The sequence below is a fragment of the Acinetobacter sp. DMC2 genome (assembly GCF_056314305.1).
Map to the genome: position 1 here is coordinate 153,431 of NZ_JBQUYP010000007.1, position 25,429 is coordinate 178,859.

The following is a 25,429-nucleotide window of genomic DNA, read 5'->3' on the forward strand; positions in this document are numbered from 1 at the left end:
TTTTCTTTCGCTAAGTGAGGACGGTCAGTGGTTTTTCAGGTTATTTTACCTATCTTGATATTGCTATTGATGGGCTATGTTTGTGTTCTCATCAAATTGGTAACACCTGAACAAATCAGGGCACTTAGCGCATTCGTAATTAAAATCTCCTTACCCGCATTTTTAATTCACTCATTGGCGAATAAAAATTTACAAGATATTTGGTACCCCGCTTATTTTATTGCTTATGGCGGAGGGTCCTTAATTTTATTTTTCTTGGCTTTTGTTCTCTATCGAAAATATTTTAAAAATAGCTTAACCCACAGCGCCGTCATCTCGATGGGCGCATCTATGTCTAATACTGGATTTATGGGAACAGCTATTTTAACCATGTTGATAGGTAATCACGCAGCGATCTATATTTCTTTAACACTTATTATTGAAAATTTATTGATTGTGGCGCTCATGCTGATTTTGGCCGAAGCTGGTTTACATCAACAACAAAATCTTTTACCGCTTTTAAAACAGACTTTTTTAAATTTACTCAAGAATCCTGTAATTATCGCTATTTTGGTTGGGATGGGATGCATTCTTTTAGATGTTAACCTTCCTACAACGCTTGATCAGTCTTTAGAGTTACTTGGGCGTACAGCTTCGCCCTTAGCTTTGTTTGCCATTGGTGGAAGTCTAGTCGGTATCGGAATCACAACAGTAAATACAGAAAGTGTTTTTTTGGCGATATTGAAAGTTATCCTCATGCCATCCGTGATTTTTTCACTCTTTTTGATCACTCCCAATGTAAGTCGTGAAATGCTTTATGCAGGAACATTAATTGCTGCTCTACCAATGCCGATTGCTTTTGGAATTTTTGGACAAGCCTATGGTCTAAATGAAAAAGCATTAACACCGCTTATGATTAGTACGATTGTTGGTTTTATTGGTGTTAGTGGGCTGATTGCTTTGTGGTGGTAAAAAAGCCCCATGAGGGGCTCATCATTCATTATTTTTTCGGTGCTGGCTGTGTTGGAGCATTGGCAGCCTGTTTGCTCTTTTCTGCAATGATTTTATCAACTGAAGCTAACGATTCTTTAGCGTTAGGAACATTTTGATTGGCAAGTTCAGTAAAAATCTTTTTTGCTTGTGGTAGATTTTGCGGAATGATATTGCCATTCGCCATCATGGTTGCTAAAGCCATAGAAGCAGGGGCATAGCCTTTTTGAGCAATCGATTGCAAAGCTTCGATACCTTGGCGTTTCATTAACGGATTTTTATTTTCCACACCTTGGCTAATATCATAAAGTGCTTTTACCTGAATAGCCGGGTAGTTACCTTTTCTAATTAAAGGCGCCAATTTTTGTAGGGCAATTTGATGTGACTGCGGTTTTTTCTGTGCAAATAAAATCGTCGCAATTTTCACAGTTGCATCATCAGAACCTTGAGCCGATGCCTTTTGAACATATTGACTGAATTTGTTGCTGTCTTTGGCAACTCCTAATTCACCAGTCTCATAAATTTGTGCAAGCGTGTAACTTGCTTGAGCATAGCCTTTATTTGAAGCATCTTCATAATATTTAAGGGCTTTAGAAGAGTCTTTTGCTGTACCTTGGCCCATTTGAGTCATATAGCCTAAGTTATAGATGGCTTGGGCATTACCTGTTTGGGCGAGGCGTTGCATTTCTTGAAATGCAGCAGAGTAATTTTTTGCTGCGTAGAGTTGTTCAGCTTGTTTGAAAACATCTGTTTTCGCAGCAGTCGCTGTGTTATCAGCTGCATAAATTGATGCACTTGAAAGGGTGATTAGGCTTGCAATTAGTAATTTCTTCATTTCTTTTTAACCTTTTACTTCGTAGCTACATCATTCCATTGATGCATTAAATAGTTTCAATTTCTCATCATAAATATTGATTGCTGAAAGTAAACAGCCGATTTGTATATAAAGCGCTGCACTTTGGGCAAATTGTGGAGAAAAAAGACCCACTCACATTCATATAACGGAGTGGGTAATATTATTATTTTGCTGACTGAAGTAATGCTTCAATTTGTTTGGCATCACTTGGAACACCAGAGAGTCTTTGTCCATCTTGCAAGAACAGGGTAGGTGTTCCATCAATATTTAATTTTTGACCTAAAGCAATATTTTTCTGAATTGGGCTTGAGCAACTTTTGCTATTAGTCGGTAATTTGCGATTAAGCATATAGTTTGTCCAAGCCTCTGCCGGATTTTTTGAACACCAGATTTGATTTGAAACTTTTTCAGCATTTGGATGCAAACTAGTGAGAGGATAAAGGAACACATATACCGTTACGTTATCAACCCCAACCATATTTTGTTCTAGGCGCTGGCAATATGGGCAATCTGGGTCACTAAAGACATAGATCGTACGTTCACCTTTACCTTTTACATATTTAATGGCCTGATTTAATGGCAAACTTTTAACGTCAATTTTACCCAGTTCGGCAATACGTTCTTCAGTCATATTTTTTTGTTGTTTGATGTCGACTAAGTTACCAACAAAAAAGTACTTGGCATCTTGGTTTGTATAAACAATGCGGCCGCTTGTATACACTTCATAAATGCCTTGAACTGGCGACTGATAAACACCTTTTACAGGCAAATCTGGATAATTCGTTTTAAGATTTTGTTCAAGTGCTTTAACGTCAGCATGAGCAGAACCGAAAATAGCCAGACTCAACATGAGTGTAGCAAGTTTAGTTTTCATCTTTTTTCTCTTTAATTTCAACAGGGCTAATGATTGCATATAAAACTTAAAAATTTGATATTCTAATCTAATGAAATCATTAGTGTTTTGTATCTATAAAAAAGCCCACTAACTTAGAAGTGGGCAGTTCGAGCTAATAAAAATTGTTATTGTGGTCTTGCAACATCGCCACTTAAAGCTTCAGGTAACTCAAGAACTTGAAGCCCCAACTCTTGTAGAGCAGCAGGTTTAGCAACAACTAAAGCCAGATAGTCAGCATCATTTGCAATACTATTAACGACTTCGACATCGTTATTTAATTGAGTTGCTGAAGCAGGCGCCTCGCCTGTACCTTGGACCAGATGTAACCAGTGTTTTGGTTTTGCTTTAAACCAAAGACGCGCCACAATTTCCTGACCTAGGTAACAACCTTTATCGTAATTAACGCCTTCACGTTGATGTAAACGTAATTCCTGTGGTTGGAATACATGTTCAGTAGTCTGAGTAATCCACGCTTGACCAGTCATAATAGCTTGTTTTTGCCATTCAGAAATATCAGTTTCTAGTGCTGAAAATTCAGTTTGATGACCTGAAATCGTTGGAAAAGCAGGGCCTTGTTCACTCAAGGTCATTTTCGAAAAAGCACCAAATTTTTTAATATGTTTGGCAAACTCTTCAGCTTGATCTTGAACAACTACAATTTCAAAACTTTCAGGATTAATCTTCTTTAGCCACAAGCCAAAGTGAATACGACCTTTAAGATCACAAATGGCTGTATAGCGAGTTTCATTTTCAGCTAAACGTTCAGTATCTACAGTAACTTGACCTTGTAAAAACTTTTGTGCATCTACACCGTTTAAAGCATATGAGGAGAAAGCGAGCAGACTCATGATTAATCTCAAATTCAATATGTTTCTTTATGATTGCTGACTATTTTGCTCCATTTTTGCTAAAAAATCAGCCCTAGTTTTCGTAATTTGATTTCGCCTGAAAAAAGTATTTTGTTTGAAAAAACACCAAAAATATACGTTCGGATAAAGCGGAAGGTTTAACCTAATAAGCATAATTTCGATAATCTAAAAGAAGTTAAAATAAGGAGAATATGATGACAACAGGAACAGTAAAATTTCATCGCGTATTTAAGGCTCCAGCCGAGCGAGTGTACCGTGCATTTTTAGATCCAGATGCTTTAGTAAAGTGGTTACCACCGCACGGCTTTACTGCCAAGGTCCATAATTTTGATGCAAATGTTGGTGGCTCATACAAAATGAGTTTTACCAATTTTTCGACAGGTTCAACACACGCTTTTGGTGGAACATATGTTGAATTAGTTCCAAATGAATTAATTCGCTATAACGATCAATTTGATGATCCAAATTTACCGGGCACGATGCAAGTCACTATTACATTGAAAACTGTAATGGTGGGTACTGAAGTACACATCACGCAAGAAGGTATACCAGAAGTTATTCCCGAAGAGGCGTGCTATTTGGGATGGCAAGAATCACTATCTTTACTCACATTATTAGTTGAAGCAGATATACCTGACCAATAAACCTGCTAAAGCTTTAATGAACTATTTAAAAAGTGAGTGGAGCTAAATCTGCTCACTTTTCTTTTATAAGATCTATCTAAAATGTAAAACTTACACAGAGAAAGATTATGGATATACACATTAAAAGAATTTATGAAAATGCTGAGCCTAGTGATGGGAAGCGAATTTTGGTTGACCGCCTATGGAGTAGGGGGATTAGTAAGAAAAATGCTCATTTAGATTTGTGGTTAAAAGAAGTGGCGCCTTCAACAGAACTGCGCAAGTGGTTCCATGCAGCAACGCCAGATCATTGGGAAGAATTTAAGCAGCGTTATTTAAAAGAGCTTGAAACCAACTCCGCAGTTGAAGAGCTACAACACATCGCAGTAGAGCATACAGTTACGCTTTTATATTCAGCAAAAGATGTTGAAAATAACCATGCAATTATTTTGAAAGAATATTTATTAAGTAAAAACTCAAAATGAATGTATAAATTTTTTTTTGGTAAAAGTCTTTTATTTAAAACTTTAAAAAATGAGTCATATCTCGCATAATATACTTTTTGAGATTTTTTTCATGTCTTTGCCAAACTGCCCAAAATGCCAATCAGAATATACTTACCAAGATGGCGACTTATTGATTTGTCCTGAATGCTCAAATGAGTGGAAAGAAGGGGATGCATCGCTTACTGAAGAACAAGAAATTATTAAAGATGCTAATGGAAATGTATTAGCTGATGGCGACAGTGTAACTGTCATTAAAGACTTAAAAATTAAAGGTTCATCTTCAGTTGTAAAAGTAGGCACGAAAGTAAAAACGATTCGTTTAGTTCCAGATGCAAGTGATGGCCACAATATTGATTGCAAAATTGATGGTATTGGTCAGATGAAGTTAAAATCTGAATTTGTAAAAAAAGCTTAAATTGTTAATTTTAATTACATTTCAGTAGAGATATGCACTTATATCTCTACTTTTTAAATTTCTAACATCATTATAATTTTATTACGAAAAAGTATAAAAAATGGGCTATTCAAGGAATGATTGCCCATTTATATTGTCATAAATAACAAATAACTTTCGTCCAGAATAATAACGAAAGTCATACCCACACCAACAAAAAAATGAGGTTTTTATGGCAGGATGGTACGAAATTTCACTAGCGAGTGATGGACAATACCGCTTTATTTTAAAGGCAGGAAATGGTGAACCTATTCTAAATAGTGAGCTATATAAGGCTAAAGCTTCTGCGGTAAATGGTATTGAATCAATTCAGAAAAATAGTGGTGATGACGCACGATATGAGCGTTTAACTGCAAAGAATGGGAAACCTTATTTCAATTTAAAAGCTGCAAATCATCAAATTATTGGCACAAGTCAATTCTATGCGAGCGAAGCTTCACGAGATAAAGGAATTGAGTCTGTTAAAACCAATGGTTCATCAACCAATATCAAAGACTTAACGGTTCAGGCATAAATTTTATAAGGTAATAAAAAACTGCTTCATTTAAGAGGCAGTTTTTTATTTGGGGACGATAGTACAAAATTTAATATTGTGGCGGCGGCATGGATGCCGTCCGTATGGCTGCGGTAACATGGACGTACCGTCAGTCATACAAATGGTTTTGTTACTTTTGCCGAAACAAAAGTAAGGTATTGCCTATATAAATAACATTTGTATGCCACTACCATTGGAGGCAATGACATAAATGTAATTAACGTACTAACTTAGCTAAAAGCTCTTCTTTCGTTAAATTGCTCGCTTCAGCATCGCGACGGCCTTTATATTCAAAAGTACCCGCATCAAGACCTTTTTCACCAATCACAATACGGTGTGGAATACCCATCAACTCAAGATCAGAGAACTTAACGCCCGGACGTTCGTTACGATCATCAAGTAATACATCAAAACCTTGAGCTTGAAGTTCTGCATAAAGTGCTTCTGCTGCTTCAAGAGTGCGTGGTGATTTGTGTGCATTCATTGGAACAATTGCAATTTCAAAAGGTGCGATGGCTTGTGGCCACATAATACCTTTGTCATCGTAGTTTTGTTCAATTGCAGCTGCAACAACACGTGTTACGCCAATACCGTAGCATCCCATGGTTACTGTAAATGGTTTGCCATCTTCACCTAGAACTTTACAGCCTAACGCTTCAGAGTATTTAGTACCAAGCTGGAAAATATGACCTACTTCAATACCGCGTTTAATTTGTAGTGTGCCTTTACCATCTGGAGATGGGTCACCTTCAACTACATTACGTAAATCAAAAACTTCGGTAATTTGCGCATCACGTTCCCAGTTTACGCCAACAGCATGTTTATCAGCTTCATTTGCACCAGCAACGAAGTCAGAAAGAACAGATGCAGCACGGTCAACAATTACAGTTAAGCCTTTTTCGACTAAACCTTGTGGACCTGTAAATCCAGCAGTTAAACCAAATGCTTGAAGTTGCGCTTCAGTTGCAAAAGTAAGAGGAGCTGCAACTAAAGGATGTTTCTCAGCTTTAATCTCATTAAGTTCGTGGTCACCACGTACAAATAGAGCAACAACAGGGACATTACCTTTTTCGTCAGCAACACCTTGAACTAATAAAGCTTTAACAGATTGCTTAGGGTCAGCATTTAAGAACTGACATACATCATCAATCGTTTTCTGGTTTGGTGTTTCAACCAATTTGAATTCTTGTGTCGGAGCTGCACGTTCACCCACTAAAATAGCCTCAGCCATTTCAACATTTGCTGCATAATCAGATTCAGTTGAAAATGCGATGTTATCTTCACCACTAGCAGCCAATACGTGGAATTCGTGTGAAGCTGAGCCACCAATAGAACCTGTGTCGGCTTGTACTGGGCGGAAATCTAAACCTAAACGAGTGAAAATACGGCTATAAGTGTCGTACATCACGTCATAAGTTTCTTGTAATGACTCTTGAGTTGCATGGAAAGAATAAGCATCTTTCATGATGAACTCACGTGAACGCATTACACCAAAACGTGGACGAATTTCATCACGGAATTTGGTTTGAATTTGATAGAAATTTACAGGAAGCTGCTTATAACTTTTGAGTTCGTTACGCGCCATGTCTGTAATAACTTCTTCATGCGTTGGCCCAAGTACAAATGGGTTCATATGACGATCTTTAAAACGTAATAATTCAGGACCATATTGTTCATATCGACCCGATTCTTCCCAAAGACTCGCGGGTTGAGTCACGGGCATGAATACTTCCATCGCGCCTGAGCGGTTCATTTCTTCACGAACAATCGCATCTACTTTTTTAAGCACACGTGTTCCCATCGGCAGCCATGTATATAAACCAGATGCCAATTTACGAATCATCCCCGCACGTAACATGAGCTGGTGTGAAATCACCTCAGCATCATTTGGGGTTTCTCTCAACGTTGCAAATAAAAAGCGGCTTGCGCGCATGGAAAAAGTCCTAAAAGTTAAGCGTTATAAAAACGCAGATTATACGATAATCGCTGCATTATGACATGAATCGTCGAGTTTGACGCAGCATAAAGTTTTTCAAGTCATCTAGATAAGTGAAAATGACGGGTACAACCACAAGAGTCAATAGGGTAGAGGTAATTACTCCCCCAATCACAGCGTGAGCCATTGGTGCGCTTTGCTCACCGCCTTCGCCAAGACCCAAAGCTAGAGGAACCATCCCCATCACCATGGCACTTGTCGTCATTAAAATTGGACGTAAACGGGTTTTCCCCGCTTGTAAAATAGCATCATAACGGCTCGTCCCCTGATCCATTGCTTTCTTAATAAAGTCGATAAGCAAAATCGCATTTTTGGTAACGAGCCCCATCAACATGATAATACCGATAATCGAAAATAGGTTTAGGGTACTTTTGAACAAGAATAGGGCAAGAAAAACACCAATGAGTGACAATGGTAAAGAGGTCATAATTGCGGCAGGATGAATAAAGCTATTGAACTGAGAACCTAACACAATATAGATAAATACAATCGATAGGGTAATGGCAGTTAATGCGTATCCCGCAGATTCAGCCATGTCGGCATTTGCCCCTTGAGTATCAAATGTATATCCAGCAGGTAGTTTAAATGCCTTTTGCATTTTATCGATGTCTTGACCAATGTCGCCGCTAGGTCGTCCTGAGGTATTTGCCTCAATCAGTACTTCACGCTCAAGATCACGTCGGTTAATTTGTGAAGCACCGAGTTTTTCTTCGGTCGTTGCAACTGCGCTAAGCGGAACTAATATATTTTGCCCAGTCGCATTGGTCTTATTGGAATTGAGATATAGATTCTGCACATCTTGCGGAAGCATACGTTTATTTTCATTTAAACGTACATTCACATCATAATTTTCGCCATCGCGATCTTCCCAAGTTGTGACATTATCACCCGCAATTAATGGGCGAATAGCGTTGGCAATCTGAGAAACGGATAAACCTAAGTCACTTGCCAATACACGGTTAATATGGACACCCAGAGTCGGCTTTGGTTCTTTCAATGAGCTTTCTAAATCTACTACACCTTTAATTTTTTCCATTTCAGCAATAAAACGATCTGAAATTTTCTGTAGCTCATTTAGGTCAGATCCTTTAATAGAGATCATGATTGGCTTTTGTCCGCCAGAGACAGAATCTTGCGCTGCTGCAACAGAAGTGACTCGAATACCCGCTACACTTTGCAAACGATCACGGAACTCATTGTTGAGTGTATTCAAATCTGAGCTACGTTCTTGTTTTGGCTTTAAGGTCACGCCTAAACCTGCATGGTTTTTACCAGAGTCTACTTCACTGTTGACCACGCCATAAGTAGAAACCACATCGGGGAACTGTCTAATAATTTGATCGACTTGATGTAATTTCGCTTGGGTATATTCCAAAGAAGCATCTACAGGAGTTTCGAACTGAATACGAACTTCACCTTTATCTGGGGTAGGTACAAACTCAGTTCCAATTAGTTTAGACAGTCCTAGTGCAGCAAATAATGAAACAATTGCAATAATGACTGTGATGAAACTGAAACGTAAAGCCAGCTTTAAGAGCTTTTCATAAACATGAGTAAGTCGATCTAACACATTAGAAATATGGTTAAAAAAGCGTTGTAGCCAATTATCTTTTTTCTTAACCGGATCTTTCCAGTGAGCAGAGAGCATTGGATCGAGCGTAAAACTAATAAACATTGAAATTAAAACGGCTGTACTCACCGTTACGCCAAACTGATAAAAGAAACGTCCAATCAACCCACCCATGAAGGCGACAGGTAAAAATACGGCTACAATAGTAAGAGTGGTTGCGAGTACAGCTAAACCAATTTCTTTTGTGCCTTCTAGGGCAGCAGTCACATGATCTTTGCCAAGTTCAGTATGTCTTACAATGTTTTCCCGAACCACAATCGCATCATCAATTAAGAGCCCAATACTGAGTGATAGGGCTAATAGGGTCATCATATTAATGCTGAAACCAAAAGCCCAAATGAAAGTTAAGGTTCCTAGCAAAGTAATCGGTAAGGTTAAGCCTGTAATAACGGTAGAGCGGAAAGAGCCTAAAAATAATAGAACAATTAAAACTGCTAAGGCAGCACCTTCAATAATGGTACGGGTCACATCTTTAATTGAAGCACGAATTCCTTTGGAGCTATCGGCCACAACTTTGTAGTTTAAGCCCGCAGGCATTTGTGTTTTTAATTTCTCTAAAGTTTGGTAGGTTTTATCAACAACCTGAATTACATTGGCATCGGAACTCTTTAAAATATCGACAGAGACCGCTGTTCTTCCATTATAAAATGCACTTGATTGTAGTTCGGCTTGAGTATCTTCAATCGTTGCAACTTGCTTTAGAAAAATTGGTGAACCATTTTTATTGGCAATCACCAAATCACCAAAAGCAAGTGGATGAATAACCTTTGATTGAATCTGTACAACCAGTTCAGAATTCTTTTGTTGTAAGGTTCCTGCGGGAATTTCAATATTTTCATTTTTTAGCGTATTGATGACCTGATCAATGCCAATGCCGTAACTTTGCAATTGCTCAGGAAGAATTTTTATTCGTATTTGCCGTTTAGCATCCCCCAATAAATTCACATTACCGACACCAGATACGGTTTTAAGCTGCGGCACGATACGTTTATCTACATATGAACTTAATTGAGCCAAACTCATGCTATTTGATTCAAATACAACTGACATGATCGGACTGGAAGAGGGATCGTAGCGTTGTACAATCGGTGTATCAATTTCATCACGAAATTGGGCTGTGACAGGAGCAATTTTGTCACGAACATCTTGTGCTGCAAGGGCCGATGAAGTATCTAGATTAAACTCAGCCACAATCATCGAAAAGCCTTCACTTGAGCGTGAAGTGATTTGTTTAATCCCTGAAATGGTATTGATCTGATCTTCGAGTTTTTTTGTAATATCTGATTCTACAGCTTCAGGTGAAGCACCAGCATATTGCGTAGTCACTACTACGAATGGGAAATCGACGTTCGGAAACTCTTCAACCGTCATACGTTTCCAAGAAGCTAACCCGAGTACCATTAAGCTGAGCATCATCATAATAGTAAAAACGGGATATTTCACACTGATTCGAGTAAACCACATATGCTATTTGCTACCTTATTTATTTTTTTCGGTTGTAACCGTCACTTTTTTATTAATGTCGGAATCTTCAAATTGAATACGGCTCACTAGATCTGTGCGTTGTAGGCCATCAACTAAAGCAATATTGTCGTTATAGCGCTGTTCAATCACACGAATTTTAACTTTTTGAATGGTGTGATTACGTACCACCCATACAAAAGGATCATGTTGCATATTTTGAATGCTATCTAAAGGAATCGTTTGGCCTTGCTGAGTGTCATTACGGAGAATATTTCCATTAATGAAAGCCCCAATGCTTAACGAATCAATTTTTTCTTTAGGAACGGCAAAAAATTCGATTTGTCGGCTGTCTTGATCTGCAACAGGGGAAATACGTGTAAGCGTCGCATTTAACTGTTTAGAATTTCCCTGAATCTGATATTGAATGCTGCTACCGACTTTAAGAGCAGACTGCTGTTCAATTGGTAGCTTGGCTTGTATTTCAAGTTGGTCTGGATTTACGATTTCAAATAATGTTTGACCAACAGAAACAGTTTGACCAGGTTCGACTTGTCGTTTAGTAATGACGCCTGAAATTGGGCTGGTAATAATGCCGTCTTGATCAGCCTTACGAGCAATATCAACATTCGCTTGTTGAGCCTTTACACTTTCAAGTTGTCCTTTATAGTCAACCTGACTCTGTTCAAACTCGACACGAGCAATAAACCCTTGATTAAAAAGTCTTTGCTTTCGGCTCATTAAATTGCGTGCAAGTTCAGCTTGTGACTGAGCTGATGCTAGGTTAGCGCGCGCTTGTGCTAATCGTGCAACATTGTCCTGATTATTCAATCTTACTAAAACTTGGCCTTTTTGCACCTGTTGACCAACATTTGTAGTTACAGTAGTCGCCGTGGCGCTCACTTGAGCCTGAATTGAACTTTGCTGAACCGCACGAATGGTTCCCGTAAATACAGTTTGAGAGTCAAGTGCTCCTTCTTTAACTGCAATCAGGTCTTGAGGAATGAGTTCAATTTTTGCTGGGGCTGATGCCGTTGTTTTAGTTGTTTCTTGCTGATTACATGCAGCTAAAATCAAACATAAACTAATAATACTCAGTTTAAAAATAGTGGAAGGGGTGAGATGCATCTTGTGCATACAGCATCATCCTATAATTCAAATTTTATTTTGCCCCTATTCTTGATAAACCTTTACAGTTATTCAAGCTTTTTTAAACGTTCGATAATGTTTTCATACTCGCTATTGGTACGTTTGTAAGTCTTGGAAAGTGTTTCAAGTGTCTGTTTGACTCTGTAAATATTATTTAGATTGTTTTCAATCAAAGTCTTATGTCGCTCAGGAATGACCTCTCGCTTTCTGAAATATTCCATTTCTTGACGCTTAAATAAAATTTTGTCTTGTTGTAACTGGTCGAGTTGTTCCTCTTGATAGTTAATTTGCTTCTTTATAGCAAGTAATGCTTGATCTCTTTTAAGCATGGCTGTCTTACTATTGCTATATGCATTTTTTAATTTGATATCTAGTTCTCTATGCCGTGCCGACAGTGCTCGTTGTCCTGATTGATTTAAATCAGCCTCGGCACTATAAGAGTGGTTTCTTTTAATCACTTGCATATTTTGATCTAGAACTTCATAACCATAACGAATGTGAGCAGGAGTGACAGATGTACTGATATTGGCCGTACCGTGTTGATCATAATAACGATACCAGACCACTTTAGAATTATCCGCTAGAGCTAAGGTCGTTGAAAAACAGAGTGAACCGAAGGAAATAATGCCTATAGATACAGACAAGCAGTTCCTATAAAAGGCATATTTCATCCGATTATTCATTGAATATCCCCAAAAAAAGAAAGCTAAATTGCTTATTTTTAAATAATTAATCTTTAATATATTAGTTATTATTTAGCTGAATAAAAATATAGTCATTATAAAAAAAATGATAATTTTAATTAAAGTGTGATGAGGTTAAAAGTTATTGTTTATAAATGAGAAAGTAGACAAAAATGCCTCATTGAAAATAGACTGTGAGATATGTTAAAAATGCGTATAAATGCGTAAAAACAAATTTAAGTTAAATTGCATTTATATTTTATATTTATGGGGATGGAAGATTAAATGGAAGATGCATTCCAAAATCTGAAAGTAATGGTAATTGATGACTCAAAAACCATTCGCCGAACAGCCGAAACTTTATTACAGCGAGAAGGCTGTGAAGTGATTACTGCGGTGGATGGATTTGAAGCTTTGTCCAAAATTGCAGAAGCAAATCCAGATATTGTTTTTGTCGATATCATGATGCCTCGTTTAGACGGTTATCAAACTTGCGCTTTGATTAAAAACTCTCAAAATTATCAGAACATTCCCGTTATCATGCTCTCTAGTAAAGATGGTTTATTTGATCAGGCAAAAGGGCGTGTGGTAGGTTCAGATGAATACTTGACGAAACCTTTTAGCAAAGACGAATTGTTAAACGCGATTCGTAATCATGTAAGTTCATAATTAAGTAATTTAAGGGCAAAGAAATGGCACGTATTCTTATTGTTGATGATTCACCAACAGAAACTTATCGTTTTAGAGAAATTCTAACCAAGCACGGCTATGACGTACTTGAAGCATCTAATGGCGCAGATGGTGTAACTTTAGCAAAAGCTGAACAGCCTGACCTAGTGTTAATGGATGTTGTTATGCCTGGTGTAAATGGTTTTCAGGCAACACGCCAGATTACCCGCGATGAAGACACTAAGCATATTCCTGTTGTTATTGTGAGTACTAAAGATCAGGCAACTGACCGAGTATGGGGTAAGCGTCAAGGTGCAATCGATTATTTGATTAAACCTATCGAAGAAAAGCAATTGATTGATGTAATTAAACAATTTCTAAATTAACTCATCCATCCATAAAAACATAAATAACGGGATTGTGTGCCCGTTTTATAGGATCGAGTATGGCAGCGAATGGATTTATCGAGTTACTTCGTTTGTCTAAACGGGGTAATAAGAATTACGCTTCAGTTCAAAATGAAGCACAGCGATGGTCAGGGATTGCTTTTGAAATGAGAGGGCAATACTTCGTCGCACCACTTGGGGAAGTGTCAGAAGTTATCTATCCACCGAAATATACGCCAGTTCCAAATGCTCAAAGTTGGGTAAAAGGTTTAGCGAACATTCGGGGAAGGTTGCTTTCAGTTTCTGATTTGGCTCATTTTATTTCAGGGCAACGAAGTACATTTTCGTCTGCCCAAAAAGTGTTATGTATTAGCCATCACGACCAGTATGTGGGGTTGGTTGTGGATCAGGTCTTGGGGATTCAGCACTTTAATAAAAAAAGTTTTTTTTCTCAAAGCTTAGACTTAGAGGAAAACCTAAAAGATTATTGCCAAGGTTATTTTCATCAACATAACCAGCATTGGCATGTCTTTTTATTTAGTCGTTTATTGCAAAACCCACATTACATGAATGCATCGACAAAATTTATAAACTAATTTTTTACGCTGTGAAAAACAGAGTATTTTCTGGGGAGAAGCTATGGGCTTTAAGCTTAAAAAGAAAGGCGGCAATCGTGTTGCGTCCGAAAAATCGGGTCTCAATTTTATTGCAAAAATCCAGTCAGGAATTGAGCAATACGCCAGTTTATTTGGGGAAAGTGAAAAGTCCAAGCCTATCCTTTATGTAGCGTTGTTATGTTTGGTATTTGCTTTAACTTCGCTCGTTTATTTATTTTATAGCGTACCTCGACATAACGAATTAACACGTAGTTTAGGTGAGTTGCGTTTATTGTCACAAACAATTTCTAGACAGGCTACTGAGGCAACGGCTTCTGGTTCACCTAAAGCTATGAAAGAGTTAGCGGAATCAAATAAACTTTTTGCAGAAAATATCAAAGATGTTGAAAATATTCATGGTACATCTTCAAAAGAATACAAAAAGGTTGCAGTTCTGTGGAAAGCTTTGTCGTATGACATTAACTTGATCTCGTCACATCAAGACGTAATTAATCAGTTATATAACATGAATATCTCGATTAGTGATTCTATTCCAGAGATTCAGGCCGAATATAACTTGATGGTTGATAAGATGGTTCGCGAAAAAGCCCCAAGTAGTCAGGTGATTATTGCTAAGAACCAAGTATTTATTGCAGAACGTATTTTACGCTCTATTAACACTGTTTTGGTTGGTACTGAAAACTCTCAGACCTCAGCACATGACTTTGGTGTGGATATTGAGACGTTTGGTGTGTATTTAAATGCACAGTTAAACGGAAATGCTGAATTGGGTGTTGCTAGGGTTGAGTCTCCAGAAGTACGTGAGTCTTTGGAAGGTATTAAATCTGAATATGATAAAGTTTTAAAATCTGCAGCGGCATCAGTTCTTAAACATACAGATCAGATTGTAAACGTACGTCAGTCATCAGGTGAGATTTTGTCGGAATCTGATGAAATGTTATCTGTATTGGGTGATCTTTCTGAGAAAACACAATATGGTTGGAAGGCCTTTGCTTTAGTTGCTCTTCTCACATTATCACTTCTTGGTTTAATTAGTTCAGTCTTAAAGCTTTTATCACTTCGTAGTAAAGCAGATAAACAACGTGTAGCTACCTTGCAAGAAGAATATGACCGTAACCAAAACGCGATTTTACGTTTACTAGATGAAATCGCTGACTTGGCAGACGGTGACTTGCGTTCATATGCAACGGTATCTGAAGACTTTACGGGAGCGATTGCCGACTCGATTAACTTTGCGATTGACCAATTACGTGATCTTGTATCCCGAATTCATGAAACTTCTCAGGAAGTTGCCCGCTATACGCATGATACACAGAATATTACTAACCAGTTGGCAGAAGCATCAGAGCATCAGGCACAAGAGATTGCTGGCGCATCAACTGCAATGAATGAAATGGCACAATCAATTGACCAAGTATCTTCAAATGCATCGGAATCTACCGAAGTAGCAGAACGTTCGGTACAAATTGCTTCTAATGGCGCACAAGTGGTAAACCGTTCAATTGAAGGTATGGACACGATTCGTGAACAGATTCAAGAAACCTCTAAACGTATTAAACGTTTGGGTGAGTCTTCACAAGAAATTGGTAACATCGTATCGTTAATTAACGACATTGCGGACCAAACAAACATTCTTGCATTAAATGCAGCAATTCAAGCATCTATGGCAGGTGAGGCAGGACGTGGTTTTGCCGTGGTTGCAGATGAAGTACAGCGTCTTGCTGAACGTTCAGCATCGGCAACTAAACAGATCGAAACTCTGGTTAAAACAATTCAGACCGATACTAACGAAGCTGTTATTTCAATGGAACAAACAACAACTGAGGTTGTACGCGGAGCTAACTTGGCAAAAGATGCGGGTATTGCCTTGGACGAGATTCAAAAAGTATCTGGTGACTTGGCAAACTTAATGGCCAGCATTTCTGATGCAGCAAAACTTCAGTCTGCATCTGCGAGTCATATTGCGACAACCATGACCGTCGTACAAGAAATTACTTCGCAAACGACAACTGCAACATTCGATACAGCACGTTCGGTTTCTGAATTAGCAAATATGGCAGAGTCATTACGTGAATCGGTAACGGACTTTAAATTACCTGATTAAATTGGGGACGAGGATAGCTGTTTCTATAATAGCTATCCTTTTAAAAAGTATTAAGAACGCTAGGTAAATATTGGGGACACAGCTATTTATCTGGTGTTGACTCTGTCGTTTTTCTCCATTTAGGAGACAAGCAAAAGAAGCCTTTGCTATGAAAGAAATATTAAAAACTTTAACTGAAGCAATGATGCTACCGGAAGATAGCTATTCTCAACAAGATGCTGAATTTATTGATATCTTCGTTGAAGAAATTGAAGAAATTTTTGTTGAATTGCAATCTTTGATTCATGAATGGATGCAATCTAAAAATGTTGCTACGCTGACTGAGATCCGTCGCCATTTTCATACCTTGAAAGGTTCAGGGCGAATGATTGCAGCGAAATCCTCTGCTGAGCTTGCTTGGACTGTAGAAGATACGCTTAATCGGATCATCAATGAGAGTCTCACATTAACTCCCAACATCCAACAATATGTTCAGTTGGTATTTAAGTTCTATTTCTTTAAATTAGTAGATGACTTTAAGTCTAAAAAGGAACATGCAGTAGATTTTAGACCTCTTATTTTATTGGGACAACAATTACAACAACAGCAAAGTTTAGAGCCTGCTTTAGAAGAACTTTTATTATTGTCTGATACTCTCACTGCGGAAACTAAGACTGGTTTAGAGGTGAATGATTTAGAGCAGGCGTCAGATAATTTAACCCTAGAAACTACTATAGAGAGTGAACATAATCTTGCTGAAACCTTAATTTTATTTATGGAAGAAGCGGAAGAGCACTTAGCGACCATTGATCAATTTTTAGAACAAGAAATACATCAGCACGAAAGTTATAATGCGCTCATCCGTGCGTTACATACATTGCGCGGTAGCTCGGCAATGGCTCAAGTAGAAGCAATTTTTGATGCTAGTACGAAGGTTGAGCATTTATTCAAAGTCTTATTACAAGAAGAACTTTCTTCTCATTCAGAAGAGATATTACTACTCCGTGATTACCGACAGTTTATTCGAAATTGTTTAGATCTCTTAGCTGCACACTGCTCTAATGACCAATTAGATTCTGACCTGAAACAATTCAATCAGGTTTGGGATGCGTATATGGCGCAACATGGGGAGCATTCAAGCCCACTCATGCCTCCACATGGTCTAGTATCTCAGCTGTTACAACTCGATGTTTCAGAATTACTTGATGCAGAGTTGGATTTTGAGAAAGGAATTCGTTCTGAGTTTCCTCATTATCTTGAACGATTAAGTGAACAAGCTGATTTGTTACTACAACATACTCAGTCTCAGGCTATGGTTGGTTTATATGAATATACAAACCAGTTGAAAGATAGCTATAACGTATTGCTTGATCGACCTGATTTATTGCAATCAGATTATGTTTTTGAAATTTATCAGAAAGCACATCAACAATTAATTCAGTTATTTGATGCATTAGCTGCGGGTCAACGAGTTAGTATTATTGAGCAACACCAAAATGTTTTGGAAGAGCTGAAACTATATACTCAACATATTCCAAGCCTTAATTCTGAACCATTAGATAATCAGGAGGTTGTGGAGTCGTTGTTTAGTGTTGATGTAGAGCAAACATCACATCAATCTCCAGCATCTATCGAAAGTGTATTAACTGATCATGTAACAATGAGTCAGAGTATGCATTTAGATCGCCAGTTCATGTCTACTGAGCACGTAAATCGTTATTTTGATCCAGAATTGTTAGATATTTTTCTTGAAGAAGCCGATGAGTTGCTTGAAGGAATGGATACAGATCTTAATATTTGGGTTAATGATCAAGAGAACTTCGCTGCTCTTAATAATCTGATGCGTTATTTGCATACCTTAAAAGGTGGAGCAAATATGATTCAGGCAAATTATATTGGTTTAATTGCACATGAATTAGAAAGTATTTATGAGCGCATAATTCAAAGACAATTGGTTGCTTCATCTGCTCTTATTGATTTTATCCGTCTGGTTCAAGATGATTTAGCTGACCGTCTACAAATAGTACGTGAGCAGCACCTAGATTATGCGGCTTCTTATACAATTCAAGCGCTTAAGAATGCTGGTAAGTTATATGAGTCACTTGGTTCTGTTGTTAAAGAGATGCAAGTTGAGTCTGAAACAGATGTTGTATCAGAATTAAATGTTGAAGTATTACAGCAAGAAGCTATACATGATACTGCTTTAAATCTCGATGAGTTAACTTCTAATTTTGAGCAGATTGTTGAGTCTAATACTCGACATGTTGAGCACACAGAATTACAAGTTTTTGATGCAGAAGGCTACACAGACAGTATCCAAGATCAGGATATTGATTCTGTTGTCGAGCAGACATTTATGGAGGAAGCGGCCGAGCTTTTAGAGATGGCCGATCATCTATTAAAGCAGTGGTTTGAGCAGCGTACCAATCGTAGTATCTTACTTCAGCTACAAAGAGCAGTGCACAGTTTGAAGGGTGGTTCCCGTATGTTGGGACTAGAAACTGTGCAAGCAATTGCTTATCAACTTGAGAATGCTTTTGAAAAATTTGCGCTTTATCATTTTAGCTCAAATATTTATGACAACTTATTAGAGAGTGCAATTGTCTGGCTAAAAGAGGCAATTTTTAAGCAAAATTATCAACACTTCGATGGCTTGCAGCATAGTTTAGAAAATATTCAGTTTATTGAAACGGCAATTCAAATTCCGAGTAAATTGACTAGAACTGATCTATTTGGCACGGAACCTTTAATGAGTTTTGTGCAAGGTGATGGTACAGAACCACCGCCAATGATGGGTGCATGGGAACAAACCCAGCATCTTGAACAAAATAATGAGATGATCCGTGTTTCAGCAGACTTAATTGAGAAAATGATTGATTTGTCTGGTGAAAATTCGATTAACCGTTCACGCATTGAAATGGATCTTAGCCAATTTGGTCATACGCTTGTGGAAATGGAATTAGCCATTCAACGACTTGCAGACCAGTTACGTCGAATGGAAGGCGAATTAGAAACCCAGATTATTGCAAAACACGGTATTGAGCACTCTCGTTATACCGAATTTGATCCTCTAGAGATGGATCAATATTCTTCATTGAATCAATTATCGAAATCACTTGCCGAATCTGCATCGGACTTAGTGGATTTCAAAAATACTTTATCCGAAAAAATCAGAGATACCGAAAGTTTATTGGTACAGCAATCACGTATTCAGGCTGAAATTCAAGAAGGGCTAATGCGAACACGTTTAGTGCCATTCTCTCGATTGCTACCTCGTTTACAACGAATTGTAAGACAGACTTCTACTGCATTAGATCGACCAGCAGAGCTTTTTGTTAATAATACGGAAGGTGAGCTAGACCGGACAATGCTAGAGCGTTTAGTTACACCGCTTGAGCACATGCTTCGAAATGCAATTGACCATGGTCTAGAAGATCGTGTGCAACGTGAACAAGCACAAAAACCAGAAACTGGACGTATTGAACTAAATATTCACCGTCAAGGTACGGATGTTATTGTTACGTTTAAAGATGATGGTCGAGGTATTGATATCGAGAAAGTCCGTCAAAAGGCCCTCTTATCTGGTTTGATTAATTCTGAACAAGTATTAGAACATCAAGATATTTTGCAGTTGATTTTCCATCCTGGGTTAAGTACAGCCGATCAAGTCACTCAGATTTCAGGTCGTGGTGTAGGACTTGATGTTGTACAAAGTGATATTAAAGCTTTGGGCGGACATGTAAGTGTTGATTCTGTTTATGGACAAGGAACAATCTTTACCATACGTGTTCCAACCACAGTAGCTGTTAGTGATGCCTTAATGGTTAAAGTTGCTGATCAACAATTTGCAATTCCGTTAGCTCAAATTGATCGAATTGTTCGAGTTTCACCAACATCATTAGAACAGTATTTTGGAAGTGCACAAGAGTTCTTTGAATTTGAAAATAAACGCTATCCATTACGCTATTTATCTGAGTTTGTTGGTAATCAGCCGATTCCACGTTTAAGTGGGATGATGTATTCGCTACCAGTATTAATGATTAAGGCCAATAATGGGCAAACAATTGCATTATTGGTTGATCAGCTTATTGGTTCACGAGCGCAGATTGTAGTTAAGCCAATCGGGCAACAGTTCTCTAGTATTGGTGCGATTGCAGGTGCAACTATTTTAGGTGATGGTCAAGTTTGTCTAATTTTAGATGGACAAAATATTGCTCGTCAAATTCAGTCTACTCGTCGACATAAGCCGCTCAATGAGACTGTCTATAGACAACGCGAGTCTGATGAACGCCGTCTCATTATGATTGTAGATGACTCTGTTACAGTCCGTAAGGTAACGACTCGTTTACTCGAACGTCAAGGCTATGACGTAGTCACTGCTAAAGATGGTATTGATGCAATTGAGCAGTTGGAAAATATTAAACCAGATCTGATGTTGCTTGATATCGAAATGCCACGAATGGATGGTTTTGAGGTACTTAATCTCGTACGACATCATGATCTACATCAACATATGCCAGTCATTATGATTACATCAAGAACTGGTGAAAAACACCGTGAACGAGCATTTGCTTTAGGGGTTAACCAATACATGGGTAAACCTTTCCAAGAAGAAGACTTACTGCACAACATTGATGCTTTTTTCACGACACGTGAAGAGGAACTTGCCTAATGAAAAATCAGATAAGTACATCATTAATTAATGAAATGGATCAGCAAGAACTTCAACACTTAATCACTGTTTCAACTGGTTTTATTGATGCCTATATTATTGAATGTGATCAGCAAGTGCCGATGCTATTGCCACAAAACATAGTGTTATCAGCTATGGATGTTAAAAATGGTATTAAGCATATTGAATGGCATGACGTAAAGCTTCCGGTCTATTCATTGCATAATGAAGTTGACTCACGAGCGGTGGCATTGGTTATTGAAAGTGAAGATATCAGCCAACGTTTTGCACTCATCTGTAAATCGATGCCAGCTTCAGTTCGTTTACGTATTTCTGAAGTCGTAGATGAAAATGAAGATATACAAGATACTTTACAGAATCCAAGTGTATTTAAATATGTGCGTATGGAGAATCAACGCTACCACGTGCCTAATTTGCAATATATACAAAACACACTTCATCTATAAAAAAAAGGAACTCATTTTGAGTTCCTTTTTAATTTCTATTTAGCTAATAAATTTTCTAAAATTTGCTCATAAATATCAGTTAGGGGATCGAGGTCATGCACGTCAACATGTTCATTAATTTGATGAATTGTTGCGTTAAGAACCCCTAGCTCCAATACCTGTGCACCTGTCGGAGCAATAAAACGTCCGTCAGAAGTACCACCACTTGTTGAAAGCTCAGTTTCAGTGCCAGTTACATTTAAAATAGAAGTTTGAGCGGCATTAACGAGTTCACCGATTGGAGTCAGGAAAGGTAAACCAGACAAATTCCAAACGATTTCATATTTTAAACCGTGTTTATCTAAAATCTCATGAACACGTTGTTTAAGCTGTTCAGCTGTCACTTCTGTTGAATAACGGAAGTTAAAAGTAACTTCTAACGTACCCGGAATTACGTTGGTTGCACCAGTTCCAGCATGAATATTTGAAATCTGAAATGATGTTGCTGGGAAATATTCATTTCCATTATCCCAAACAGTTTGGCATAGCTCTGTTAAAGCAACTGATGCCTCATGAATTGGGTTAAGTGCTAAATGTGGATAAGCAACATGGCCTTGTTTGCCTTGGACCTTTAATACTGCATTAAGCGAACCACGACGCCCATTTTTAACAATATCACCTAATTTATGAGTACTTGAGGGTTCACCTACCAAACACCATTTAATTTTTTCGTTACGTTCTTCAAGAGTCTCAATAACCTTGACCGTACCATTAACAGCAGGACCTTCCTCATCTGAAGTAATCAGAAATGCGATAGAACCTTTATGGTTTGGATGTTTTGCTACAAAACGCTCAGATGCGACAACCATAGCTGCCAAAGCTGTTTTCATATCTGCCGAACCACGGCCATATAGTTTTCCATCGCGGATTTCAGGTGCAAATGGATCTGAATTCCACGATTCTAATTTACCTGTCGGAACGACATCAGTATGGCCTGCAAAACAAAATACAGGCTCTTCAGTTCCGCGACGTGCCCAGAGATTATCTACATCACCAAAACGCATTGGTTCAATATGAAAACCAACTTGGCTTAAACGGTCTGCCATGATGGTCTGGCAAGTATGATCAATTGGAGTAACAGAAGGTTGTTGTAAAAGTTCTAGGCTAAGCGAGAGAGTATCTGAATGGTTCATACCGGAAATTGCGTGCTGATCAGGTGAAATATAGTCCGATATAATAGGCGAATCTCTACGTGATGGGTACGTAAAAATAAAAAAACCTTATCGGAATGATAAGGTTTTTTAGTGATAACTCTAACTTACATTTTATCTTGTGTTTTTTCAGCAGTATTTGTTACAGCATCACCTGCTTTAGAAACATCTTTACCGAAACCCTTAAACGTATTACAGCCTGTTAAAACAACAGCAATCATGACAGAAGCAGCTAAAACTTTTTTCATCATTTTCTCCGTTTAAATTTAATAATGAAGTAAATTTAGATTAAAAAACAATCGGAAAAAGAAACATGACTGTTTAATAGTAAAAACGTTATAAAATGTTTCTAGAAACTTAAATTTCTTGTTAATTATTTAAATTTCTGCAAGTTGGACTTAAATTTTAAGTATGTAGGATGTCTAAACATGTAAAACCGAATTTCCTGACCATTTTTACAATATAAACCGTCTGTCCACCAATGTGCTGGGGCAGAACTAGGTTGTTTATTTGGACACAGCCATTCGTGTCTTTCTAATCGATAAAAAGAAGAATGAGGAATTATGGTGCCCCAATACCCTAAACGACGCTGTAAATTTATCCATTCAGGTAGGGGCTGTTGTAAATTTAAATCTAGAGGAAGATAAAGCTGACCCTTTAAAACCGAAAAACGTTGTTGAATTTCGAAGTTTAAGGCTTCCGGAAACTGAAATTGTTTGTTCGTAAAATGATAAAGCTTTTTACTTAAAGTATCCTGACGGTTTAAGCCAATCCATTGTTCTAAATGTAAATCTGCCTCACCGAGATAATATTTTAAGGCTACCTCCCAGTGTTCAATCTGTTGAGTTTCTTTATTTAAAATTAAAAAATCCAGCTCGCCTAATGTCTTTGGTCCCTCAATTTTTTGAATACTATGTCCTAATAATTGATACGGATGATACTGATCCTCTTGCAACCAAAACCAGAGTAGATGTTCAAAGCGTAAACCTAGACGTGTACTTTTAAGCTGAGATAAAAACTGAATTAAAGGCGCTGGGGTTTGATCAAGCTCTTTCAAACGTGGTAAATAATTTTGAAAATGAACTTCCCAAACCTCACTTGGATGTAGCTTAAAATGATGTTGTATATCTAAGCTTTTTGGTAATTGGCAAAGTAAATTTGGACTAGCAATACAAAAAGCGAGCTGTCGAACTATAGGATGTTGAAATTGAAGCCATGGCTCGAAATAGGACGTTTTAACTGAGGCAATATTCATACATTTAATACTCGAAATAATTCATCCTAAATTCATAACGGATCAACAAAAAATATTAGAAAAACACTTTATACTAACGCTAACAGCAGGTTAAGGTTTATATATGCGAACATTGTTCTGGCGCTCTTTAGTTGTGATTTTTATCACGCTAGGCATTATTGGAGCAATTTTACCAGGTATGCCAACAACAGTGTTTTTGATTCTGGCTGCTTGGGCTGCGTCAAAAGGCTGGCCACAAATGGATGATTGGTTGTTAAATCATCCTAAATATGGTCCAACGCTACGTGATTGGCGAGCCAATGGCACAGTGCCTCGTAAAGCGAAGTGGATTGCAAGCATAATGATGGCGATTAGCGGAATTATTATGCTATTCACTTCAGCACCACTGTTAGTCAAGGTTTTTACTGATCTTACTATGTTCATCGTTGCAGTTTGGTTATGGCTACGCCCTGAGCCAAAATAAAAGATTGATAATCTTTTATTTTGGCGCAAGACAAGCAGCGAAACTGCGCGTAGATAAAAGAAGATTGATAATCTTTTATTTTGGCGCAAGACAAGCAGCGAAACTGCGCGTAGATATAAGATAATTGATAATCTTTTATTTCCAGTACAAGAGAAGCCTTTACAACAATTTTTTAATTAAACTCAATGTATTTGAGTTGATATAAGAGAATAAGTTCAATGTCTCAATTTAAGCTCGAAGATGCTGATGTTCTTATCGATTTAGCAAACCAAACATTAACTTTGCCTAAACATAATAAGTTTTATGTCATTTCTACAGGAAAGAATGGAATTGGTGAGCAGGAAAATACAGGTAGAACACCACGCGGATGGCATAGAGTGGCAAAGAAAATTGGTGCCGAGTCCCCACAAAATGCAGTTTTTATTGCACGTAAGCCAACAGGGGAGGTTTATAGCACTGAGTTAGCTATCCAATATCCTGAACGAGACTGGATACTTTCTCGTATTCTTTGGTTAGATGGCCTAGAAGAAGGTTTTAATAAAGGCGAAGGCCACGACACCATGCAGCGTTACATTTACATTCATGGAACGCCAGACACGCAACCAATGGGGGTGCCAATGTCACATGGCTGCGTTCGAATGCGTAATGAAGAAATCATTGAGCTATTTGATTTAGTTGCTGAAGATGCATTAGTTTATTTATCTGAACAATCTTTAACCTGAGAGCAAGTTTTATCTAATCTTGATGAGCTGTGTAAATGTGGTAAATATTGAAATAAGTGTTTAAATAAAATACAAAAAATTGTTTTTTACTTAATAATGACTTATTTTTAATCATTCATTCGCATTTTTTTAAAAAGAAGTCGAAAAGCGTTTGACACCTGTTAAAGATTCTCTATAATGCACCTCACAAACGATGAAGACGTTAAGGGCGCTTAGCTCAGTTGGTAGAGCGTCTGCCTTACAAGCAGAATGTCGGCGGTTCGATCCCGTCAGCGCCCA

At 37.8% G+C, this 25,429-nt stretch carries 23 protein-coding genes and 1 tRNA gene; 14 read left to right on the plus strand and 10 right to left on the minus strand.

All coding sequences use genetic code 11. From position 1 onward, the window contains the following. Positions 1-27: 27 nt before the first annotated feature. Complete coding sequence (locus ACT53H_RS15955; protein WP_476009644.1) at positions 28-951, plus strand: AEC family transporter; 924 nt, start codon at positions 28-30, stop codon at positions 949-951. Between the two features lie 28 nt (positions 952-979). On the opposite strand, the gene ACT53H_RS15960 is transcribed toward ACT53H_RS15955, so the two are convergent. The 3 genes from ACT53H_RS15960 to ygfZ form a co-directional block, all read right to left on the minus strand. Continuing rightward, on the minus strand, positions 980-1,804 hold the full coding sequence (locus tag ACT53H_RS15960) for a tetratricopeptide repeat protein (RefSeq protein WP_476009645.1): 825 nt from the start codon (positions 1,802-1,804) through the stop codon (positions 980-982). Positions 1,805-1,988: 184 nt separating this feature from the next. Beyond that, complete coding sequence (locus tag ACT53H_RS15965; protein ID WP_005309781.1) at positions 1,989-2,699, minus strand: DsbC family protein; 711 nt, start codon at positions 2,697-2,699, stop codon at positions 1,989-1,991. 146 nt (positions 2,700-2,845) lie between these two features. Beyond that, positions 2,846-3,568 (minus strand): CAF17-like 4Fe-4S cluster assembly/insertion protein YgfZ, encoded by a 723-nt coding sequence (gene ygfZ, locus ACT53H_RS15970; protein ID WP_476009646.1) that lies wholly within the window; start codon positions 3,566-3,568, stop codon positions 2,846-2,848. A gap of 212 nt (positions 3,569-3,780) precedes the next feature. Between ygfZ and ACT53H_RS15975 the strand changes: the two genes are divergently transcribed. The 4 genes from ACT53H_RS15975 to ACT53H_RS15990 all read left to right on the plus strand — a co-directional run bounded on the left by ACT53H_RS15975 (position 3,781) and on the right by ACT53H_RS15990 (position 5,686). After that, entirely contained in the window at positions 3,781-4,233 is a 453-nt protein-coding gene (locus tag ACT53H_RS15975; protein ID WP_476009647.1) for an SRPBCC family protein, read from the plus strand. 107 nt (positions 4,234-4,340) lie between these two features. Then, positions 4,341-4,697, plus strand: a complete 357-nt coding sequence (locus ACT53H_RS15980; protein ID WP_476009648.1) for a DUF488 domain-containing protein — start codon at positions 4,341-4,343, stop codon at positions 4,695-4,697. 91 nt (positions 4,698-4,788) lie between these two features. Then, a complete protein-coding gene (locus tag ACT53H_RS15985; RefSeq protein ID WP_016137144.1) occupies positions 4,789-5,133 on the plus strand; it encodes a zinc ribbon domain-containing protein YjdM in 345 nt (114 codons plus the stop codon). Between the two features lie 211 nt (positions 5,134-5,344). Further along, a complete protein-coding gene (locus tag ACT53H_RS15990; RefSeq protein WP_009389333.1) occupies positions 5,345-5,686 on the plus strand; it encodes a YegP family protein in 342 nt (113 codons plus the stop codon). 238 nt (positions 5,687-5,924) lie between these two features. On the opposite strand, the gene ACT53H_RS15995 is transcribed toward ACT53H_RS15990, so the two are convergent. The 4 genes from ACT53H_RS15995 to ACT53H_RS16010 form a co-directional block, all read right to left on the minus strand. Further along, the gene (locus ACT53H_RS15995) at positions 5,925-7,640 is read right to left on the minus strand and encodes a proline--tRNA ligase (RefSeq protein WP_476009649.1); all 1,716 of its coding nucleotides are present in this window, start codon (positions 7,638-7,640) and stop codon (positions 5,925-5,927) included. A gap of 58 nt (positions 7,641-7,698) precedes the next feature. Next, a complete protein-coding gene (locus ACT53H_RS16000; RefSeq protein ID WP_476009650.1) occupies positions 7,699-10,797 on the minus strand; it encodes an efflux RND transporter permease subunit in 3,099 nt (1,032 codons plus the stop codon). A 15-nt stretch (positions 10,798-10,812) separates the two neighbouring features. After that, positions 10,813-11,922, minus strand: coding sequence for an efflux RND transporter periplasmic adaptor subunit (locus ACT53H_RS16005; RefSeq protein ID WP_476009696.1), 1,110 nt, complete (start codon positions 11,920-11,922; stop codon positions 10,813-10,815). A gap of 68 nt (positions 11,923-11,990) precedes the next feature. Next, the gene (locus tag ACT53H_RS16010; RefSeq protein WP_476009651.1) at positions 11,991-12,626 is read right to left on the minus strand and encodes a hypothetical protein; all 636 of its coding nucleotides are present in this window, start codon (positions 12,624-12,626) and stop codon (positions 11,991-11,993) included. 285 nt (positions 12,627-12,911) lie between these two features. On the opposite strand from ACT53H_RS16010, the gene pilG reads away from it, so the two are divergent. The 6 genes from pilG (at position 12,912) to ACT53H_RS16040 (ending at position 21,520) form a co-directional block, all read left to right on the plus strand. After that, the gene (gene pilG / locus ACT53H_RS16015; protein WP_000389061.1) at positions 12,912-13,295 is read left to right on the plus strand and encodes a twitching motility response regulator PilG; all 384 of its coding nucleotides are present in this window, start codon (positions 12,912-12,914) and stop codon (positions 13,293-13,295) included. A 23-nt stretch (positions 13,296-13,318) separates the two neighbouring features. Next, on the plus strand, positions 13,319-13,681 hold the full coding sequence (locus ACT53H_RS16020; protein ID WP_004789266.1) for a response regulator: 363 nt from the start codon (positions 13,319-13,321) through the stop codon (positions 13,679-13,681). Between the two features lie 59 nt (positions 13,682-13,740). Next, entirely contained in the window at positions 13,741-14,277 is a 537-nt protein-coding gene (locus tag ACT53H_RS16025) for a chemotaxis protein CheW (protein ID WP_005309806.1), read from the plus strand. Positions 14,278-14,320: 43 nt separating this feature from the next. After that, positions 14,321-16,402, plus strand: coding sequence for a methyl-accepting chemotaxis protein (locus ACT53H_RS16030; RefSeq protein WP_004789270.1), 2,082 nt, complete (start codon positions 14,321-14,323; stop codon positions 16,400-16,402). A gap of 148 nt (positions 16,403-16,550) precedes the next feature. Further along, positions 16,551-21,053: an Hpt domain-containing protein gene (locus tag ACT53H_RS16035; RefSeq protein ID WP_476009652.1), complete on the plus strand. Its 4,503-nt coding sequence runs from the start codon at positions 16,551-16,553 to the stop codon at positions 21,051-21,053. Then, on the plus strand, positions 21,053-21,520 hold the full coding sequence (locus ACT53H_RS16040) for a hypothetical protein (RefSeq protein ID WP_312825180.1): 468 nt from the start codon (positions 21,053-21,055) through the stop codon (positions 21,518-21,520). Before ACT53H_RS16035 ends, ACT53H_RS16040 begins: the two co-directional genes overlap by 1 nt. A gap of 35 nt (positions 21,521-21,555) precedes the next feature. Here the strand turns inward: ACT53H_RS16040 and dapE are convergent, their stop codons facing one another. From dapE to ACT53H_RS16055, 3 genes are all read right to left on the minus strand, one after another. After that, positions 21,556-22,692 (minus strand): succinyl-diaminopimelate desuccinylase, encoded by a 1,137-nt coding sequence (gene dapE, locus ACT53H_RS16045; protein WP_474771938.1) that lies wholly within the window; start codon positions 22,690-22,692, stop codon positions 21,556-21,558. A gap of 125 nt (positions 22,693-22,817) precedes the next feature. Further along, positions 22,818-22,961, minus strand: coding sequence for an entericidin A/B family lipoprotein (locus ACT53H_RS16050; protein ID WP_003655297.1), 144 nt, complete (start codon positions 22,959-22,961; stop codon positions 22,818-22,820). A gap of 122 nt (positions 22,962-23,083) precedes the next feature. After that, positions 23,084-23,965, minus strand: coding sequence for a DUF1853 family protein (locus ACT53H_RS16055; protein ID WP_476009653.1), 882 nt, complete (start codon positions 23,963-23,965; stop codon positions 23,084-23,086). A gap of 103 nt (positions 23,966-24,068) precedes the next feature. Here ACT53H_RS16055 and ACT53H_RS16060 point away from each other — a divergent pair, with 103 nt between their 5' ends. The 3 genes from ACT53H_RS16060 to ACT53H_RS16070 all read left to right on the plus strand — a co-directional run bounded on the left by ACT53H_RS16060 (position 24,069) and on the right by ACT53H_RS16070 (position 25,429). Continuing rightward, positions 24,069-24,428, plus strand: coding sequence for a YbaN family protein (locus tag ACT53H_RS16060; protein WP_476009654.1), 360 nt, complete (start codon positions 24,069-24,071; stop codon positions 24,426-24,428). 218 nt (positions 24,429-24,646) lie between these two features. Continuing rightward, on the plus strand, positions 24,647-25,150 hold the full coding sequence (elsL, locus tag ACT53H_RS16065) for a cell wall-recycling L,D-carboxypeptidase ElsL (protein WP_174742244.1): 504 nt from the start codon (positions 24,647-24,649) through the stop codon (positions 25,148-25,150). A 206-nt stretch (positions 25,151-25,356) separates the two neighbouring features. Further along, positions 25,357-25,429, plus strand: a tRNA-Val gene (locus ACT53H_RS16070).